The organism is Streptomyces sp. NPDC028635, from assembly GCF_040637635.1.
GTDB lineage: Bacteria > Actinomycetota > Actinomycetes > Streptomycetales > Streptomycetaceae > Streptomyces.
The window spans coordinates 1-17274 of sequence record NZ_JBEZWX010000040.1 but is presented as its reverse complement, the minus strand read 5'-3'; the positions used below and the strand labels follow the sequence as shown (position 1 = coordinate 17274).

The 17274-nt window shown below is 72.4% G+C and carries 18 protein-coding genes; 4 read left to right on the top strand and 14 right to left on the bottom strand.

Annotated elements, in window-relative coordinates; all coding sequences use genetic code 11:
- Positions 1 to 46 precede the first annotated feature (46 nt).
- On the bottom strand, positions 47 to 475 hold the full coding sequence (locus tag AB0E88_RS29890; RefSeq protein WP_361637114.1) for a helix-turn-helix domain-containing protein: 429 nt from the start codon (positions 473 to 475) through the stop codon (positions 47 to 49).
- An 87-nt stretch (positions 476 to 562) separates the two neighbouring features.
- Here AB0E88_RS29890 and AB0E88_RS29885 point away from each other — a divergent pair, with 87 nt between their 5' ends.
- The gene (locus AB0E88_RS29885; RefSeq protein WP_361637111.1) at positions 563 to 1423 is read left to right on the top strand and encodes an alpha/beta fold hydrolase; all 861 of its coding nucleotides are present in this window, start codon (positions 563 to 565) and stop codon (positions 1421 to 1423) included.
- 24 nt (positions 1424 to 1447) lie between these two features.
- Here AB0E88_RS29885 and AB0E88_RS29880 read toward each other — a convergent pair whose 3' ends face one another.
- Complete coding sequence (locus tag AB0E88_RS29880) at positions 1448 to 2140, bottom strand: hypothetical protein (protein ID WP_361637014.1); 693 nt, start codon at positions 2138 to 2140, stop codon at positions 1448 to 1450.
- A gap of 177 nt (positions 2141 to 2317) precedes the next feature.
- Complete coding sequence (locus AB0E88_RS29875; protein ID WP_361637011.1) at positions 2318 to 2677, bottom strand: arsenate reductase family protein; 360 nt, start codon at positions 2675 to 2677, stop codon at positions 2318 to 2320.
- Between the two features lie 242 nt (positions 2678 to 2919).
- On the opposite strand from AB0E88_RS29875, the gene AB0E88_RS29870 reads away from it, so the two are divergent.
- Complete coding sequence (locus AB0E88_RS29870) at positions 2920 to 3246, top strand: hypothetical protein (protein ID WP_361637008.1); 327 nt, start codon at positions 2920 to 2922, stop codon at positions 3244 to 3246.
- Positions 3247 to 3560: 314 nt separating this feature from the next.
- On the opposite strand, the gene AB0E88_RS29865 is transcribed toward AB0E88_RS29870, so the two are convergent.
- From AB0E88_RS29865 to glnA, 7 genes are all read right to left on the bottom strand, one after another.
- Positions 3561 to 4793 carry a winged helix DNA-binding domain-containing protein gene (locus tag AB0E88_RS29865; protein ID WP_361637005.1) on the bottom strand — a complete coding sequence of 411 codons (1233 nt, stop codon included), beginning with the start codon at positions 4791 to 4793 and terminating at the stop codon, positions 3561 to 3563.
- Between the two features lie 175 nt (positions 4794 to 4968).
- A complete protein-coding gene (locus AB0E88_RS29860; RefSeq protein WP_361637002.1) occupies positions 4969 to 6615 on the bottom strand; it encodes an alpha/beta fold hydrolase in 1647 nt (548 codons plus the stop codon).
- Between the two features lie 266 nt (positions 6616 to 6881).
- The gene (locus AB0E88_RS29855; protein WP_361636999.1) at positions 6882 to 7466 is read right to left on the bottom strand and encodes a hypothetical protein; all 585 of its coding nucleotides are present in this window, start codon (positions 7464 to 7466) and stop codon (positions 6882 to 6884) included.
- Positions 7467 to 7468: 2 nt separating this feature from the next.
- A complete protein-coding gene (htpX, locus tag AB0E88_RS29850; protein ID WP_361636996.1) occupies positions 7469 to 8389 on the bottom strand; it encodes a zinc metalloprotease HtpX in 921 nt (306 codons plus the stop codon).
- 97 nt (positions 8390 to 8486) lie between these two features.
- Positions 8487 to 9077, bottom strand: coding sequence for a hypothetical protein (locus AB0E88_RS29845; RefSeq protein WP_361636993.1), 591 nt, complete (start codon positions 9075 to 9077; stop codon positions 8487 to 8489).
- A 597-nt stretch (positions 9078 to 9674) separates the two neighbouring features.
- Positions 9675 to 9932 (bottom strand): hypothetical protein, encoded by a 258-nt coding sequence (locus AB0E88_RS29840; RefSeq protein WP_361636990.1) that lies wholly within the window; start codon positions 9930 to 9932, stop codon positions 9675 to 9677.
- 125 nt (positions 9933 to 10057) lie between these two features.
- Positions 10058 to 11467 carry a type I glutamate--ammonia ligase gene (gene glnA / locus AB0E88_RS29835; RefSeq protein ID WP_361636987.1) on the bottom strand — a complete coding sequence of 470 codons (1410 nt, stop codon included), beginning with the start codon at positions 11465 to 11467 and terminating at the stop codon, positions 10058 to 10060.
- A 210-nt stretch (positions 11468 to 11677) separates the two neighbouring features.
- On the opposite strand from glnA, the gene AB0E88_RS29830 reads away from it, so the two are divergent.
- Complete coding sequence (locus AB0E88_RS29830) at positions 11678 to 12148, top strand: RDD family protein (RefSeq protein WP_361636984.1); 471 nt, start codon at positions 11678 to 11680, stop codon at positions 12146 to 12148.
- 143 nt (positions 12149 to 12291) lie between these two features.
- Here AB0E88_RS29830 and AB0E88_RS29825 read toward each other — a convergent pair whose 3' ends face one another.
- From AB0E88_RS29825 to lipB, 4 genes are all read right to left on the bottom strand, one after another.
- Positions 12292 to 12993 (bottom strand): DUF4191 domain-containing protein, encoded by a 702-nt coding sequence (locus tag AB0E88_RS29825; RefSeq protein WP_361636981.1) that lies wholly within the window; start codon positions 12991 to 12993, stop codon positions 12292 to 12294.
- Between the two features lie 90 nt (positions 12994 to 13083).
- On the bottom strand, positions 13084 to 13308 hold the full coding sequence (locus tag AB0E88_RS29820; protein ID WP_361636978.1) for a hypothetical protein: 225 nt from the start codon (positions 13306 to 13308) through the stop codon (positions 13084 to 13086).
- Positions 13309 to 13537: 229 nt separating this feature from the next.
- Positions 13538 to 14503: a lipoyl synthase gene (lipA, locus tag AB0E88_RS29815; RefSeq protein WP_361636975.1), complete on the bottom strand. Its 966-nt coding sequence runs from the start codon at positions 14501 to 14503 to the stop codon at positions 13538 to 13540.
- A 73-nt stretch (positions 14504 to 14576) separates the two neighbouring features.
- Positions 14577 to 15374, bottom strand: coding sequence for a lipoyl(octanoyl) transferase LipB (gene lipB, locus AB0E88_RS29810; RefSeq protein ID WP_361636972.1), 798 nt, complete (start codon positions 15372 to 15374; stop codon positions 14577 to 14579).
- 232 nt (positions 15375 to 15606) lie between these two features.
- Here lipB and AB0E88_RS29805 point away from each other — a divergent pair, with 232 nt between their 5' ends.
- On the top strand, positions 15607 to 17052 hold the full coding sequence (locus AB0E88_RS29805; protein WP_361636969.1) for a regulator: 1446 nt from the start codon (positions 15607 to 15609) through the stop codon (positions 17050 to 17052).
- Positions 17053 to 17274: the final 222 nt, after the last annotated feature.

Genomic DNA, 17274 nt, shown 5'->3' with positions numbered 1-17274 from the left:
CGGTTCGGCGGTCGCGGCGGGGCACTGCGGGACCGCGCCCCCTGGCTCAGGAGCCGTCGGCCGCCGCCTCCCGCACCCCGGCGAGGAAGTCGCGGATCGCCGCCCGTTCACGGTCGTCGTAGCCTTCCAGCAGGCCGACCGTCCGGCCGATGAGCGGTCCGAAGAAGTCCTGGCCCAGCCGTACGGCCCGCTCGTCCACCTCGACGACCACCGTCCGCCGGTCCAGCCGGCCCCGCGCGCGGCGTGCGTGCCCGGCCCGCTCCAGGCGGTCGATCAGGGCCGTCGTCCCGGCCGAGTTCAGCCCCAGCTCGGCGCCGAGGCGGCCGGCCGTCATCTCCTCGCCCGCCCGCCGGGCGTCCATCAGCGCGATCAGGGCCCGCACATCGGTCGGGTGCATGCCGTTGCGCTGGGCGAAGCGGGCGCTGTGCAGCCCCAGCTCGACCGCCACCGCGCGCAGCAGATGGACGATCTCCATCTCGGGTTCCTGGGACACCACGGCCGCCTTCCGCTATCGTCTCGCTCAACAAGAGTCTTGCTGAGCGAGATAATAGGGGGCGCGGTGATGAGCGGCCGGTTCGACCCGGACGGATTCCGGGCGGCGTACGACAAGGTCATGGCGAAGTGGCCGGCGCAACGCGAGACGCTCCTCGTACCCACCCCGTACGGCACGGCGTACGTCAACGCCTGCGGACCGCGCGACGCGCCTCCGCTGCTGCTCCTGCCCGGCGGCGGGGGCGCGACCTCGGCCTCCTGGTACGCCCAGGCCGCCGAACTGTCCCGCACCCGCCGGGTGTACGCCGTCGACCTGCCCGGAGTCCCGGGCCGCAGCGAGGTGTCCGCCGATCACCGCCCCCGCACGGCCGCCGACCTGTGCGACTGGCTCCAGGCGCTGCTCGACGGCCTCGGGGCCGGCCCCGAGGCCGACCTCGGAGCGCACTCCTACGGCGCCTTCGTGGCCCTCCACTTCGCGCTGCGCTCGCCCGAGCGGGTACGCCGCCTGTTCCTCCTGGACCCGACCCAGTGCTTCGCCGGGTTCAAGGCGGCGTACCTGCTGCACGCGCTGCCGATGCTGCTGCGCCCCGCGCCCCACCGCACCCGGGCCTTCCTGGCGTGGGAGACGTCAGGAAGGCGGCTGGACGCCGACTGGCTGCGGTTGCAGGAGGAGGCCACCGGCTTCCCCTCCGTCAAGCCGGTGACCGGCCCCCGCCCGGCGCCCCGGGCGCTGCGGGGCCTGGACGTGCCGGTCCTGCTGCTCGTGGCCGCGAACAGCAGGACCCATGACCCGCACGAGGTGGCGGCCAGGGCCCGGGAGCTGCTGCCGCGGGCGGACGTGGAGGTCGTACCGGACGTCTCCCACCACGCGCTGCCGCACGCCGCACCCACGGACCTGGGCCGCCGCCTCAGCGGTTTCCTGAGCGACTGAAGCGACCGACCAGGGCCAGGGGCCTCACCCCACCTTCTCGATCAGCGCCCGGCGGATCAGGAACTTGCCGGGCTCGCGGACCTGCTCGAAGGCCGCGTTGTTCAGCAGGACGCAGCTGCCGGAGACCGAGGTGACCTGGACCGTCGTGGTCTTGTTGTTGTCCAGGTTGGTGACCTTGAGCTTCGTCCCGGCCGGGAACTGGTTGCTGGACGCGGCCGGGGCGCCGCCCTCGCCGGAGAGGGTGACCGTCGAGCCCTTGCACACCTGCTGACCGGAGGCGGCCGCACCGCCGCCGTTTCCCGCCCCGGCGGCCTGCGAGGGCGGCGCGGACCCCTGCCCCGTCTGCTGTCCGCCCTGGCCCTGCTGTCCTGACTGCTGTCCGTTCTGGCCGGCTTGGGAGTCCTGAGCCGACTCCCCGACCGCGCATCCGGACGCCGCCTGCTTGCGCTTGATCTCCTCGATGACCGCCTGGCGGTTGGCGATCCGCGCCTGCGACAGGGCGTCGGGGTTGGCCCGTTGCCCGTCGATGAACTTCTGGTTGTTGCCGAGAGCGGTGGCGAGCCCCTGGCACACACCCGAGTCCGCGGACAGGGTCCGCGGCGGCGGGGAGGCGTTCGAGGTGCTCGCCATGGCGAAGGCCCCGCCTCCGGCCACCGCCGCGGCCGTGACCAGCAGGGCGAGTTTCTTCTTCGTACTGAGCGTTCTCCTGCGCGACATGCGCGCCTCCTGAAGAGGTAGGGGAGCGTACGCCGCTATGTACGAGATACCGAACGGAGTTACTCAGCGGTCACGGCGACCGCCGAAGTGGCCTGCATCACACCGGAGTTCGGCGCCCGCGACGCCGACGCGCCGGGCCTGTGGCCGCCGTGCGCTTCAGCGGGGCCGCCGTGGGCCTCAGCGGGACAGTGCTTCCCGTACGGCCTCCTCCGTGCGGCCCACCACCGCGGTGCCGTCGTCGGCCGTGATGATGGGACGCTGGATGAGCTTCGGGTGCTCGGCCAGGGCGCTGATCCAGCGGTCCCGTGCGGAGTCGTCCTTCGGCCAGTCCTTCAGGCCCAGCTCCTTGGCCTCGGCCTCCCCGGTGCGGGTGATGTCCCACGGCTCCAGCTGCAGCCGCTGGAGGACGTCCCTGATCTCGTCCTCGCTCGGTACCTCCTCGAGGTAGCGGCGGACGGTGTAGTCGGCGCCCTCGGCGTCGAGCAGGCTGATGGCGCTGCGGCACTTGGAACAGGCCGGGTTGATCCAGATCTCCATGCCGCTCACGCTACCGGGCGGCCGGAACGGGGCCTCGTGCGAGCGAGCGTGTTCGAATTCCTTGTGTCTCATCCGCCCCTCCCGGAGCGTCCGTGACGCTGCGCCAATTCCCTTGCCGACCTGCGTCTTTGAGTGGATCCGCGGGCCCCCGATTGTCAGTGGTGGGCAGTAGAATTGACGTAGTGTTCGAGGGAAGACGCCGGGGCCTCCGGAGACTCCCTGACCGCGACAGGAGGATGCCTGTGCCCGCTGCCGCACTCCACCCGAAGCCGTCCCGCAAGCCACGCCCGACCCAGTCCACCGCGACCCACCCCGTGCTGTTCGACTCGCCGTACGCGCCGGCGGCGAAGCGTCCGCTGCCGCCGGGCCGTCCGCGCGAGTGGTACATCACGCACAACCGGCGTCTGAAGGCCATGCGCCTGGCCATCGCCCTGCTCGACTCCGGCGTCTACATGCCGGGCCAGGCCCGCGACGAGACGATACGGAGCACGGCGGAGGCGATCGGCATCCACCCGCCGTCCGACACGACGTGCCACATGGTGCGCGCGCTGATGCGCTACTGCCGGTGAGGCGAAGCCGGTGAGCCGGTGGCCGGCGCCGGGTGCCGTCCTCGGGGCGGTGCCCGGCGTCGGCCCGGGCCGGGCGTCGGCCCGTACCGGAGACGCCGTGACGTGCCGGTCCCGACCGTCGGGGCGTCGGCCCGTACCGGAGACGCCGTGACGTGTCGGCCCCCGACCGTCGGTGCCGCGATGCGTCGGCCCCGACCGTCGGGCGGCCGCGATACCCGGCATCGGCCCGCACCGGTGCGCGTGGTGCCGCGCCCGCCGCAGGCCACCCGCGTACGCGCGTCGATGAGCGGCGTCCGACGGAGGACGCCCCCGGCTCAGCCGGCCAACTCCCGCTCCAGCGGCGTCCGGAATCGCGGCGTCACCCGGGTCGTCCCGACCCAGCCCCGCAGCCGCTCCGCCTCCGCGGCGATCGCCGCCTCGGCCTCACGCCCCACACCGTCCTTCTCCAGCAGACGCCACACGATCTCCCCGTCCGGCCGCTGAGCCCAGCCGCCCACCACGCGGCCGTCCCACCACACCGTCGGCCCGACATTGCCGCTGCGGTCGAACAGCGCCGGGCGCAGACCGGGAGCCAGGAACCAGTCCCGCTGCTGCCAGCCCATCGCGGTGGGGTCCAGCCCCGGCAGCAGGGCCGCCCACGGCTCCGCCGTGCCCTCGCCGGCCGGCTTCCCACCGCCCGGCTTCTGACCGCCGGGCTTCTGACCGCCGGGCTCCTCGTCGCCCGCGAGGACGTATCCCGTGCCTTCGTCCAGGGCCACCTCCCGCGCGCCGATCGCGGTGAGCGCCCGTCGTACCTCCGTCACCCGCCAGCCGGTCCACCACTTCAGGTCGGCCTCCGTGGCCGGGCCGCACACCGCGAGCCAGCGCCGCAGCAGCTCCGCCTGGGCACCGGCGGCGTCCAGCTCCGGATGCGCGGGGGCCGGGGCCCAGCGGAACTGGCTCGACGTCCAGGAGCCGAGCGGGCGGCCCCGGACCACCTTGCCCTCCACACCGAGCACGCGCAGCAGGCGTGAGGACACCGTGTGCACGCCCTCGTAGCTCTTGCCGGCCGCGTAGGCGAACTGCTCTCTCAGCCGCGGTTCGTCCTTGGCCAGTTCGGCCGCCGTGGCCTGCCCGCGCCGGGCCAGCGCCGCCAGGGCCGACTCCTCGACCTCCTTCAGCCAGGCCGCGTCCGGGGCCCCTGCCGCGGCCATGTCCTTCAGCAGCGAGGCCCGCTCCCGTGCGGCCACCGCGAGACCGGTCGAGGCGTGCACCACGGCCGTCAGCTCCGTGGGGAACACGAACACTGTGTGCCGCATGCCGTGCATCCGCACCAGCGAGCGGTCCTCGTACAGCGCCCGCTCGGTCTCGGAGATCGTCCCCGACGGGTCCGTGATCCGCGCCCCCACCGCCAGGTACACCGTCGCCGGGTCCGTGCCGTGCAGCGCGACCAGCGCGTCGGCCACCTCCTCCGGCGTCGCCGCCCGGGCACGGGGCGCCAGCCGGTGCCGTACGGCCAGCCGCGCCCGCCGCTCCGCCACGCCGATGTGCCGTACCCGCCCGCTCATGCCGCCTCCGTCCGTCCCCACGCCGGTGCCTGACGCCATCTTCCAGGACCCCACTGACAACGGCCCACCGACAAGGCCCACCGACACGGCCCACCGACAACGGCCCACCGAGACGGGCCCACCGACACGGCCCGCGGACGCGCCCCCGCGATACGGCGCGGGAGGCGGACGTCCGTCAGCCGTAGCGTTCCAGCAGCCCCCCGACGTACGCCTCCAGCCGCTCGGCCGGCACCTCCGGCGTCAGATCCGTGCGGCCGAGGTCCCGCCACGGCCCCGCGAGCCGCGCCGCGTCCGGGGCGTAGGCCAGGGCGTCCAGCAGCCGCCAGTACAGGTGGTCCGGGCCGTCGGCGAGCCGGCGCCCGCCGTGGGCCTCGTACCGCTGCCGGAAGGCGAGCCCGTGTTCCGGCCCGTGCAGCAGGGCGAGTGCCGTGCAGCAGTGCGCGACGTCGAGGTCGGCCGGACCCCACGACGTCTCCACCCAGTCGACCACCCCGCTGACCCGCAACTGTGCGCCCGACCCGCTGAACAGCACGTTCCCCGGGTGGAAGTCCCGGTGCAGAAAGCAGCCGTCGTACGCCGGCGGCTCGCGGCGCAGCACGTCCACCGCACGCTCCCACAGCGCGCCCGGCGCGGTGCGCACCCGCTCGGCGGAGGTCCACGCCTCGTACCGGCGCGGCCGCTCCCGTGGCACCACCCGGTGGATGCGCACCAGCTGGGCCGCCAGCAGGTCCAGGCGCCGGTCCAGCTCCTCCGCGTCGTCCTCGTCGACGCGCACGCGGCCCGGCAGCAGCGTCATGAGCAGGGACGGGTGGTCGCAGTGCTCGGCGCGCGCGTCCACGGCGACCGGCTCGGCCACCGGGATGCCGTCCTCGCCGGCCAGCAGCGCGAGCACCGACGCCTCACGGGCCAGCAGCCCCGGGGCGTGCCGCCGGTAGAAGGGCTTGACGAAGCTGCGCAGCACCAGCGCCCCGCCGTCGTCCAGGGTCAGCCGCCTCAGCTGGGAACTCCACCCGCCCCGCAGCACGCGCGTGCCGGTGACCGTGCGTCCCTGGGGCAGCTGCTTGGCCACCCACGCGCGCGTGGCCGTCCAGCCCCGGTCGTCCGGTCCGGTGAGCACGGCGGTCACGAAGGCCCGCCGGTCCTCGGTGTGGTCCCGCAGCCATGTCCCCACCTGGTGGTCGGCGGCGGGCAGTTCCAAGCGCGTGTACTGGGCGCGGGCGGTGAGCGCGTCCTGCACCGCCTCCGTCACCGCCGGCGGGATCACCGCGTCCGTGCCGGGTACGGCGAGCACCGCCCGGCCCTCGTAGGCGCGCAGCGCGTCCAGCGCGCGCGAGGTGCGCCAGCTGTCCGGCGTACGCAGAATCGTGCTGAAGCGTCCGTCGCCGTTGCCGAAGGGCAGCTCCCACGCCTCGGGCGCGTACACGGCGGGTGCGCCGAGGCCGATCGCGGCGACCCGCTGCGAGTAGTACGCGACCAGGTCGGCCACGGTCTGCCCGCTCATGCTGAACCCGACCAGGACCAGCGGTCCGTCCGGGGCGCAGGCGTCGATCACCGCAACGGCCTGCTCGAAGCGGCGCCGCAGGCTCAGCCGCCGCAGCAGGCCGGTGCTCCCGCCGTGCCCGGAGAAGTCGAAGGCCAGCACGCGGCAGCCGCGCGCGGCGAACTCGTCGGCCAGCGGCAGCAGCCGCTCCTTGCTGCCGGCGCCGGCGCCGTGCAGCAGGACCACGGCCGGGCCGTCGCCCGCTCCGCCGTAGACCCCGCTGAGGCGTTCGCCGTCGACGTCGAGTGTGAAGTCGGACAGGGACTCGGTCATGCGCCCCATTCACTCACACCCCCAAGTGCGCTCGCGCAAGAAGCGGATGCGTCCCTTTCGCCGGTCTGCCTGTCCGCCCGGTACGGGCGGGGCACGTGCTCGGCGCCCGACGGGCCCCCCGGCGTCTCCGGGCTCCGCGCCGGCCACTCACCGGGCGTACAAGGCCACCGGGACCAGCAGGCCAAGTGGGAGCGCCGCTACCGCCGCGAACGCCCCGTCGAGGCGCGCCGCCAGGAACGCGCCGAGCGACCCGCGGGTGACGGCCGCCCCGTGCCTCACAGCGCGGGGGCGCCCCACACCGGGAACCAGCGCCCCAGGTCCTGCTCGATCCGCAGGTCGTTCGCGAGGGTGGCCCTGATCTGCAGCTCCAAGGCGTTGTCGCGCCGCTCGGCCGGGCCGGGCAGCGGCGCGAAGGGATAGAACGTGCCCCGCTTGTACAGGTACACCAGCGCCAGCCGGCGGTCGCGGTCGTCGCGGAAGCCGGCCAGCGAGCACAGCAGCTGCGGGCCGAAGCCGTTGACCTCCATGGAACTGTTCACCGCGTGGAGATCGTTGACGAGCTGGGGCAGCTCGTCGGGGGAGCGGTGGGAGACCAGCCAGGAGTAGCCGTAGGAGTCCTGCGTCAGCCGCACGGGCGGCCCGGTGCGGTCGGTGTCGGCGTCCAGCAGGGCCTGCACCTCCCGGTGCGTCTGCTCGAACGCCGAGCCCTCGACGGTCGCGAAACACACCGCGCCCCGACCGGTCGGCGTGAAACCGGCCGCCGCCTGCAGCGTCACCGCCGCCGACGGCAGCGCGAAGAGCTGGTCCAGATCGGGCGCGACCGGTTTCGTACGGCCGAGCAGGATGTCCAGCAGCCCCATGCTCAGCCCGTCTTCCCGGGCGCCTGCGCCTCGCCCAGCTCGACGGAGATCCGGCCCAGCAGCTCCAGCCGCTGCTGCAGCGTGGGGTGGGTGGAGAAGTACCGCTCGATGCCGGGCTCGGAACCGGTCGCCGGGGTGAAGTAGAAGGCGTTGAAGGCTTGCGCGGTGCGCAGGTCCTTCGTCGGGATCCGGGCGATGTCGCCGGAGACCTTGGTCAGCGCGGACGCCAGCGCCGAGGGGCGGCCGGTCAGCAGTGCGGCCGCGCGGTCGGCGGCCAGCTCGCGGTAGCGGGACAGGGCCCGGATGAGCAGGAAGCTGATCGCGTAGACGGCCGCGGCGACGCCGATCACCATGGCGAAGAGGGCGGCGGTGTTCTGGTCCCGGCGGCCGCTGCTGAAGAGCTGGGAGTAGAAGGCGAACCGCACGATCAGACCGGCCAGCACCCCGAGGAAGGACGCGACGGTGATCACGGCGACGTCCTTGTGCGCCACGTGCGACAGCTCGTGGGCCAGCACACCCTCCAGCTCGGCCGGCTCCAGCCGCCGCAGCAGGCCCGTGGTCACACAGACCACGGCATGGTCGGGATTGCGGCCCGTGGCGAACGCGTTCGGCATGTCCATCTCGGACACGGCGACCACCGGCTTGGGCATGTCGGCGATCGCGCACAGCCGGTCGACGACCGCGTGCAGCTCGGGATACTCCTCCCGCTCCACCACCCGCCCGCGCATCGCGAACATGGCGATCTTGTCGGAGAACCAGAACTGCGCGACGAACATCGCCCCGATCAGGACGACGACCATCACCCAGGACCTCAGCAGCACGATCAGCGCCGCCACGAACCCCACGTACAGCAGCCCGAGCAGGAACAGCGTGACCGACATCCGCACGGTCAGCCGCCGATCACCGGCAAAGCGGCTCTGCATCTCGCATCACCCCGCAGTAAGGCACTCGCCCCTTAGCCAGTGTGCACCCACGCGCTCCCATCAACGGGTTCCGATCGGCCCTAGCAGAGGCAAAAGGTCACCGCGGGCCGTACGCGCCCAGCAACCGTGTCGCCGCGACCCGCGTGGCCCCGGGCGTTTCCGGCGTGAGCAGTCCGGCCAGCCATTCGGCATCGAGGGAGCGCGCAGAAGGCAGCAGGGCACGCGTGACCTCCCGGACCACACCGCCCGCCGGATCCTCCAGCAGCGGCCACAGGCTCCGTACGTCCACGTCGAGGATGCGGAGCCCCGCCACTGCCCGGGCACGCACCCGAGGGTCGGCATGGTGGACCAGAGGCCAGAGCAGACCGGCGTCGGTGCGCTCCCCGCACTCGGCGAGCCCGACGACCGCGCCGGGCGGCACCGCGGAACCGTCCGACGCCGCGCACCGTTGCCGGTACCAGGGCAGCGGGTCGGTCCCGTGCTGTCGTACGACGTAGCGGGCACAGGCTCGCACCAGGGCCGACCGGTCGGCGAGGAAGTCCTCGGCACGCTCGGGGCGCCCCGCCCGCCGCAGCGCGGTGACGCCGGTCGCCCGGGCGTGCGGGTTGCGGGCGGTGAGCAGTGGGCCCAGAACCTCCTCGGCGGTCCGCGGCCTGCCGCCACGGCGGCCAGGGCGGCGTCGCAGCACAGGCGCTGGACGACGATGTCGGTGTCCCGGGCTGCGGTGCCGGCCAGCTCGGCGGCCGAGAGCAGACGGGAGTCGACGGCGAGACGGTGGGTGAAGCGGCGCACGGTGCGGCCGGCGTGGCCGAGCAGCGGGGCCAGCCGCTCGACGGGGGCCGCCCGCAGGACGTCTCCGAGCAGCTCCACGCCATGGTGACCCCGGTACCGCCGGCCGACCAGCAGGAGCAACGGGGCGAGCGCCACGGCGGTGTCGAGGTCGAGAGCGAGCCGCAACACGGCCCGGGCCCGCTCGCGCACCGGCTCCGCCCAGTCGGCGGCGCGGATCACCAGCAGCGGCAGCAGGGCGGGACGGTGGGCGGCCCGGCCCACGGCCCGCTCCCGGATCCGGCCGTCGCGGTGGCACAGGGCGAGGGCGAGCCGGGACTCGTCCCACTGCCCGGGGTCGGTGGGCAGCTCCCGCCGCCGCCAGTGTCCGTCCCGGACGCCGGCGTCGAGCGCGAGCCAGGCCCCGGGGTCGTCCACGTCCAGCACGTCCCGAACCGGCGCACCGCCGGCGAGCCGCGCCGCCGCTGCCTCACCCGTGTCGGCGACGACCGGCATCTCAGTACGTCGCCCGCAATTGTGCCCAGCCGAGCAGGGCGATCACCGCGAGGACGCAGGTGAAGACGATCGCCGTCGACGACCACGACGAGCGGCGCGGGCGTACCGGGTCCGGGTCGGCGCGGAACGGGACCGGCTGCGGTGGGTTGTCCTTCCAGCGGGCGGCCAGCATGCGGGCGCGGGCCGAGGGCTCCTTGTGCTCGGCCGCGCGAGCCCAGCGGTGGTCGAACTCCCGGTCGAAGTCGTCGAGTTCGGGCATGGGAAAACACCCCCCGTGTGTCATGTCCTTGCCCGCATCGTACAGACGACGGCGCCCCCGCCTCCCGGGAGGGGGAGGCGGGGGCGCCGGACGCTCTCACCCGCCGATCGCTCGGCGGGTGCCGGTCACACGTCGAAGTACAGCTCGAACTCGTGCGGGTGCGGGCGGAGCTGGAGCGGGGCGATCTCGCTCGTGCGCTTGAAGTCGATCCACGTCTCGATCAGGTCCGGCGTGAAGACGTCGCCCTGGAGGAGGAACTCGTGGTCGGCCTCGAGGCGGTCGAGGACCGCGCCGAGGGAGGTCGGGACCTGCGCGACGTTCGCGTGCTCCTCGGGAGCCAGCTCGTAGAGGTCCTTGTCGATCGGCTCGGCCGGCTCGATCTTGTTCTTGATGCCGTCCAGACCCGCGAGGAGCAGGGCGGAGAAGGCCAGGTACGGGTTGCCGGAGGCGTCCGGGGCGCGGAACTCGACGCGCTTGGCCTTCGGGTTCGAACCCGTGATCGGGATACGCATCGCGGCGGAGCGGTTGCGCTGCGAGTACACCAGGTTCACCGGAGCCTCGAAGCCCGGCACCAGGCGGTGGTAGGAGTTCACCGTCGGGTTGGTGAAGGCCAGCAGCGACGGGGCGTGCTTGAGGATGCCGCCGATGTAGTAGCGGGCGGTGTCCGACAGGCCCGCGTAGCCGGCCTCGTCGTAGAACAGCGGGTCGCCGTTGCTCCACAGCGACTGGTGCACGTGCATGCCCGAGCCGTTGTCACCGAAGATCGGCTTCGGCATGAAGGTCGCCGTCTTGCCGTTGCGCCAGGCGACGTTCTTCACGATGTACTTGAACAGCTGCAGGTCGTCCGCGGCCGCGAGCAGCGTGTTGAACTTGTAGTTGATCTCCGCCTGGCCGGCGGTGCCCACCTCGTGGTGCTGGCGCTCGACCTGCAGGCCGGCCTTGGCCAGCTCCAGGGAGATCTCGGCGCGCAGGTCGGCGAAGTGGTCGACCGGCGGGACGGGGAAGTAACCGCCCTTGTAGCGGACCTTGTACCCGCGGTTGTCCTCGAGCGCGCCGGTGTTCCAGGCGCCGGCCTCGGAGTCGATGTGGTAGAAGGACTCGTTCTCCGAGGTCTTGAAGCGCACGGAGTCGAAGACGTAGAACTCGGCCTCGGGGCCGAAGTACGCGGTGTCGGCGATCCCGGTCGACGCGAGGTACGCCTCGGCCTTCTTCGCCACGTTGCGCGGGTCACGGGAGTACTGCTCGCCCGTGATCGGGTCGTGGATGAAGAAGTTGATGTTGAGCGTCTTGTCACGGCGGAAGGGGTCCACCCGCGCGGTCGACAGGTCGGCGCGCAGTGCCATGTCGGACTCGTGGATGGCCTGGAAGCCACGGATCGACGAACCGTCGAACGCCAGCTCCTCGTCGGGGTCGAACGCCTCGACGGGCAGCGAGAAGTGCTGCATGACGCCCGGCAGGTCGCAGAAGCGGACGTCGATGAACTTGACGTCCTCGTCCGCGATGAACTTCTTGGCCTCGTCGGCGTTCTGGAACATCCAGCTCCTCCTACTCCCGACCGCCTCGCCGGGGGTGGTTGATCGGTCGTGCGGCCAGTGCGGTGGCACACGCTCCACTCGACCCTAGGGACGGGTGATTTCTCTGGCGTGACCCATTTGTTTCGCCGAAGTTAACCGGCTCCGCCACCAGGCTAGCCCCGACACACCCCGCCGTGCCCCGGTCATATACGGGCGCAGTACCGTGTACGGGTGGACAACAGGCAAGCAATCGGATCGTGGCTGTCCGGGCCCCGCGCGGCCATGGAGGACGCGGGAGCCGACTTCGGTTACCGGGGCGAGCAGCTCGGTCTGCCGGAGAGCGGACCGAACTCGATCGCCCGGCCCGGCCGGCGGCTCGGCGCCCTCGCCGTCGACTGGGGCCTGAGTTTTCTGATCGCATACGGTCTGATCACGGACGGGTACAGGATCCCGGCCACGAGCAACTGGACGCTCCTGGTCTTCTTCGTCCTGAGCGTCCTGACCGTCGGCACGGTCGGCTTCACCCCCGGCAAGCGCCTGTTCGGCCTCCGGGTCCTCGCCCTGGAGACCGGCACGGTCAACCCGCTGCGCGCCCTGCTGCGCTCGGTGCTGCTGTGCCTGGCGATCCCGGCCCTGATCTGGGACCGCGACGGCCGCGGCCTGCACGACCGGCTGGCCAACACGGTCGAGGTGCGGATCTAGCCCGTACGAGTCCGTACGGCGATCGATACGCCGATCGATACGACGAGGCGTACGCCGATCGATACGCCGAGGCGTACGACGATCGATACGACGAAGGGGGCGCCCGGTGATCACCGGGCGCCCCCTTCGTCGTGTACGGGGACTCAGCGGCCCCTCGGGCCGCCCTTCGGGAGCCGCATGCCCTTCGGCATCGGGCCCTTGGGCAGCGGCATGTTGCTCATCAGGTCGCCCAGGGCGCGCAGACGGTCGTTGGTCGCGGTCACCTGCGGGCCGGTGAGCACGCGCGGGAACTTCAGCATGGTGGTGCGCAGCTTCTTCAGCTCGACCTGGCCCTCGCCGGTGCCCACGATGACGTCGTGCACGGGCACGTCCGCCACGATGCGGTTCATCTTCTTCTTCTCGGCGGCCAGCAGCGTCTTCACCCGGTTCGGGTTGCCCTCCGCCACCAGCACGATGCCGGCCTTGCCGACCGCGCGGTGCACGACGTCCTGGTTGCGGTTCATCGCCACCGCGGGGGTGGTCGTCCAGCCCCGGCCGATGTTGTCCAGGACCGCCGCCGCGGCGCCGGGCTGGCCCTCCATCTGCCCGAAGGCGGCCCGCTCGGCGCGGCGGCCGAACACGATCGCCGACGCGAGGAAGGCGAGCAGCAGGCCCAGGATGCCGAGATAGATGGGGTGACCGATCAGGAAACCGATCGCGAGGAAGACACCGAAGGTGATGATGCCGACAGCCGCGAGTACCAGACCGATCTTCTTGTCGGCCCGACGGGTCATCTTGTAAGTGAGGGCGATCTGCTTCAGTCGCCCTGCGTTCGCAGCGTCCGCTGCGTTGTCCTTCCTCGCCATGCCACGAAGTCTACGTGGCCCCGGGAGCGGCTACGACGGCAGTGCCCGTCGGCCCGCGGCGCGGGGCCCGCGGCGGGCGGGCCGGACCGGTCAGGAACGCGCGGTGGCGGACTGCTTCAGGAAGCGCTCCGCCTCGACCCGGTCCTTGGCCCGGCGGCGGTCCTCGAGGACGGACGTCCAGGCGTTGCGGCGGGCGGTGCGCTGGCCGCTGCTCATCAGCAGCGACTCGACGGCGCGCAGCGCGTCGGTGAAGGACGGGATGGCGGTGGCGCGGGTGCCGTGCGGCATGACGTCGTGGACGGGCGCGGCCTGCATCGTCGAGGTCCCCCCTCGGGATGGGTGTACGGGGCGTGATACCAGGGTCACTGTTTGGTGTTACCAGGACGTGACCGACCGGTCAAACGCGCATGAAACCCAGGAGCGCGGTGTGCGAACGACGACGCGGCCCTGACGTGTGCCCTCATCTGCGAGGACGGTCAGGACCGCGCCGAACCGGTCATTACCGGTCAGTAACGACTTGTGCGTGACTTCACACGGATGGCTCTCACACCGCCTGCGCGGCGATGAACTCGCCCCGCTTCTCGATCGCCATCTGGTAGAGGCGGCCGGCGCGGTACGAGGAGCGGACCAGCGGGCCGGACATCACGCCGGAGAAGCCGATCTGCTCGGCCTCCTCCTTCAGCTCCACGAACTCGTGGGGCTTCACCCAGCGCTCCACCGGGTGGTGCCGCACGGAGGGGCGCAGGTACTGCGTGATGGTGACCAGCTCGCAGCCCGCGTCGTGCAGCTGCCTGAGCGCCTCGCTGACCTCCTCGCGGGTCTCGCCCATGCCGAGGATCAGGTTGGACTTGGTGACCAGACCGAAGTCGCGGGCCTCGGTGATGACCTTCAGCGAGCGCTCGTAGCGGAAGCCGGGGCGGATGCGCTTGAAGATCCGCGGGACCGTCTCGACGTTGTGCGCGAAGACCTCGGGGCGGGAGCCGAAGACCTCCGCCAGCTGCTCCGGGACGGCGTTGAAGTCGGGGGCCAGCAGCTCGACCTTGGTGCGGCCGGCCTCGCGGTCCGCGGTCTGCTGGTGGATCTGGCGCACGGTCTCGGCGTACAGCCAGGCGCCGCCGTCCTCCAGGTCGTCGCGGGCGACGCCGGTGATGGTGGCGTAGTTCAGGTCCATCGTGACGACGGACTCGCCGACGCGGCGCGGCTCGTCGCGGTCGAGCGCCTCCGGCTTGCCGGTGTCGATCTGGCAGAAGTCGCAGCGCCGGGTGCACTGGTCGCCGCCGATGAGGAAGGTCGCCTCGCGGTCCTCCCAGCACTCGTAGATGTTCGGGCAGCCGGCTTCCTGGCAGACCGTGTGCAGGCCCTCGCTCTTCACGAGGTTCTGCATCTTCGAGTACTCGGGACCCATTTTCGCCCGGGTCTTGATCCACTCGGGCTTGCGCTCGATGGGGGTCTGGCTGTTGCGGACCTCCAGGCGCAGCATTTTGCGTCCGTCGGGTGCGACTGCGGACACGACCGGCTCCCTAGCGATTGATTCTTCGGCGTCCTCAAGGGTACGCCCGTGGATTTGCATGTCCGGTGCCACGTCAGGCCGCGGACGGCTCGACCGGGCGCGGCTTGAGGTCCGCGTTCTCCAGGACGTCCTTCAGGTGCCGCTCGGCGACCGGCAGCACGTCCTCGATGGTGATCTCGCGGCCCAGTTCGTACGAGAGCGACGTCACGCCCGCGTCGCGGATGCCGCAGGGGATGATCTTGTCGAAGTTGGAGGTGTCCGGGTTCACGTTCAGGGCGAAGCCGTGCATGGTGACGCCCTTGGCGACGCGGACGCCCATGGCGCAGATCTTGCGGTCCTCGCGGCGCTGGCCCGCGTTGGAGGGGGCGTACTCGGGACCGTTCAGGCGGGGGTCGAACTCCGGGTCGGTGCTGCGCGGATCGAAGTCGAGCGTGAGCCCTCCGAGGGCGGGGCGCTCCTCGACCGGGTCGCCCAGCACCCAGACACCGGCCCGGCCCTCGACGCGCGAGGTCTCGATGCCGAACTCGGCGCACACCCGGATCATCGCTTCCTCCAGCCGGCGCAGGTGGGCGACCACGTCCACCGGGCGGGGCAGCTTCTGGATCGGGTAGCCGACCAGCTGGCCCGGACCGTGCCAGGTGATCTTGCCGCCGCGGTCCACGTCGATCACGGGGGTGCCGTCGAGCGGGCGCTCCTCGGGCGCGGTGCGGCGGCCGGCGGTGTACACGGGCGGGTGCTCCAGGAGCAGACACGTGTCGGGCACCTCGTCCGCGAACCGGGCGGCGTGCACGCGGCGTTGTTCGTCCCAGGCGGTCTGGTAGTCGACCATGTCCGCGCCGAACCCCATACGGACGAACCGCAGCTCACTCACGGCAAGCGCCTCCTCGAAGTCGTAAGGCATGAAACGCGCCCACGCCACTGTACGACTGCCTCGGACGCGTCAGCCCTGCGGGCAATCCTCACACGATCGGATGAATGGGTGGGGAAGTGTGCGATCGCCTGCTTACGCTCCGCTACATTCGCGCCGTCCAAGAGGCCATAAGGGCTGCTCACAGGCAATCCGGGCACCTCAAAGGCCTGGAAGGCAGGAGACCGCACCGCAGATGACGGAACGACCCGCGCAGCGCACTCCCAACCGACAGCTCGCCGCGCTCATCGCAGAAGCGGGGTTCTCCAACGCGGGTCTCGCCCGTCGCGTGGACCAGCTCGGGCTCGAACACGGACTGGACCTCAGATACGACAAGACCTCCGTCACGCGGTGGCTGCGGGGGCAGCAGCCGCGCGGGACGACCCCGGCGCTGATCGCCGAGGTGTTCACCCGGCGGCTCGGGCGGCGGCTCACCGCCCAGGACCTCGGACTCGACGCGTGCGCCCCCGTGTACGCCGGGCTGGAATTCGCCGCGACCCCGGACGAGGCGATCGACATCGTCAGCGGGCTGTGGCGCAAGGACTCCGGCAACCATGCCGAGCTGCGGAAGATCGCCTTCACGCCGGCCGGGCTGGTGGTGCCGAGCCGGGACTGGCTGATCGGCCGGTCCGACGACAAGGTCGCACGCGGTGAGCCGCCCGTGCGGGTGCCGGCCCAGGGGCGGCCGGCGGTGGTGCCGCAGCAGCGGGGGCGGGCCGAGCGGCCGCCCGCGGTGCGGGTCTCCGGCGGGGACATCGCGGCGCTGCGGTCCGTCGCCGAACTGTTCCGCACGCTGGACGACACCTACGGGGGCGGCCACGCCCGGCAGGCGCTCGTGCGGTACCTGGAGCACGAGTGCGAGCCGATGCTGCGCGGGGTCTACGGGGAGCAGACCGGACGCCGGCTGTTCGCCGCGGCGGCCGACCTGACCCGGCTGGCCGGATGGACCTCGTACGACATCGCCGCGCACGGGCTCGCGCAGCGGTACTTCGTGCAGGCGCTGCGGCTCGCCCAGGCGGCGGGCGACCGGGCGTACGGGGCGTACGTGCTGGTGACGATGAGCCGGCAGGCCGTGTACCTCGGGCACGGACGGGAGGCCGTGCAGCTGGCGCGGGTTGCCCAGCAGGGGGTGGGGACGGGAGTGCCGCCCGTGGTGCAGGCGCTGCTGCACGCGGCGGAGGCTCGCGGGCACGGAGTGCTGGGCGAGGTGCGGTCCTGCACCGCGTCCCTGGTGCGGGCCGAGCGGGCGCTGGAGGCGGCGCGGGGCGGCGACGAGGTGCCGTACTGGGCGCGGTTCTTCGACGAGGCGCAGCTGGCGGACGAGTTCGGGCACTGCCACCGGGATCTGCAGCAGTTCCGGGCGGCGGCGCAGCATGCGGAACGGTCGTTGCAGCTGCGGGGGAGCGGGGGCGGGTACGCGCGCAGCCGCCTGTTCTGCACGGTGGTGCTGGCGACGGCGCGGCTGGGGCTCGGCGAGCTGGAACAGGCGTGCCGGCTGGCGGCGGAGGCGGCGGGGGCGGCCGCGGAGATGCGGTCGGTGCGGGCGGTGGAGTATGTGCGGGAGTTCGAGCGGAGGTTGGAGCCGTATCGGGATGCGGCGGCTGTTCGGGGGTATCGGGAGCGGGTTGCTGCGCTGGCTTAGCGGGGTGCCGTCGGGGGCGCCGGGTGCGTTGTCGCTCTGCGGGTTTCGTTGTGGCTGGTCGCGCCGTTCCCCGCGCCCCTTTTTTGCCTGCGGCGGCCCGTTTCCGTCCGGTGGCCGGTTGCTGTCGCGCCTGCGGTTCGTTGTGGGTCGGGGCCGGGGTGGGGGGTGTCCGTCCTCGGTCCGGCCGCCCGTTCCCGACGAGGGGCGCCGTTGCCCGGTGCC

Excerpts from the sequence above, each read along its gene's own strand:
- AB0E88_RS29890 (WP_361637114.1), bottom strand. The coding sequence starts at position 475 with ATGGAGATCGTCCATCTGCTGCGCGCGGTGGCGGTCGAGCTGGGGCTG.
- AB0E88_RS29885 (WP_361637111.1), top strand. The coding sequence starts at position 563 with ATGAGCGGCCGGTTCGACCCGGACGGATTCCGGGCGGCGTACGACAAG.
- AB0E88_RS29880 (WP_361637014.1), bottom strand. The coding sequence starts at position 2,140 with ATGTCGCGCAGGAGAACGCTCAGTACGAAGAAGAAACTCGCCCTGCTG.
- AB0E88_RS29875 (WP_361637011.1), bottom strand. The coding sequence starts at position 2,677 with ATGGAGATCTGGATCAACCCGGCCTGTTCCAAGTGCCGCAGCGCCATC.
- AB0E88_RS29865 (WP_361637005.1), bottom strand. The coding sequence starts at position 4,793 with ATGAGCGGGCGGGTACGGCACATCGGCGTGGCGGAGCGGCGGGCGCGG.
- AB0E88_RS29860 (WP_361637002.1), bottom strand. The coding sequence starts at position 6,615 with ATGGGGCGCATGACCGAGTCCCTGTCCGACTTCACACTCGACGTCGAC.
- AB0E88_RS29855 (WP_361636999.1), bottom strand. The coding sequence starts at position 7,466 with ATGGGGCTGCTGGACATCCTGCTCGGCCGTACGAAACCGGTCGCGCCC.
- htpX (WP_361636996.1), bottom strand. The coding sequence starts at position 8,389 with ATGCAGAGCCGCTTTGCCGGTGATCGGCGGCTGACCGTGCGGATGTCG.
- AB0E88_RS29840 (WP_361636990.1), bottom strand. The coding sequence starts at position 9,932 with ATGCCCGAACTCGACGACTTCGACCGGGAGTTCGACCACCGCTGGGCT.
- glnA (WP_361636987.1), bottom strand. The coding sequence starts at position 11,467 with ATGTTCCAGAACGCCGACGAGGCCAAGAAGTTCATCGCGGACGAGGAC.
- AB0E88_RS29825 (WP_361636981.1), bottom strand. The coding sequence starts at position 12,993 with ATGGCGAGGAAGGACAACGCAGCGGACGCTGCGAACGCAGGGCGACTG.
- AB0E88_RS29820 (WP_361636978.1), bottom strand. The coding sequence starts at position 13,308 with ATGCAGGCCGCGCCCGTCCACGACGTCATGCCGCACGGCACCCGCGCC.
- AB0E88_RS29805 (WP_361636969.1), top strand. The coding sequence starts at position 15,607 with ATGACGGAACGACCCGCGCAGCGCACTCCCAACCGACAGCTCGCCGCG.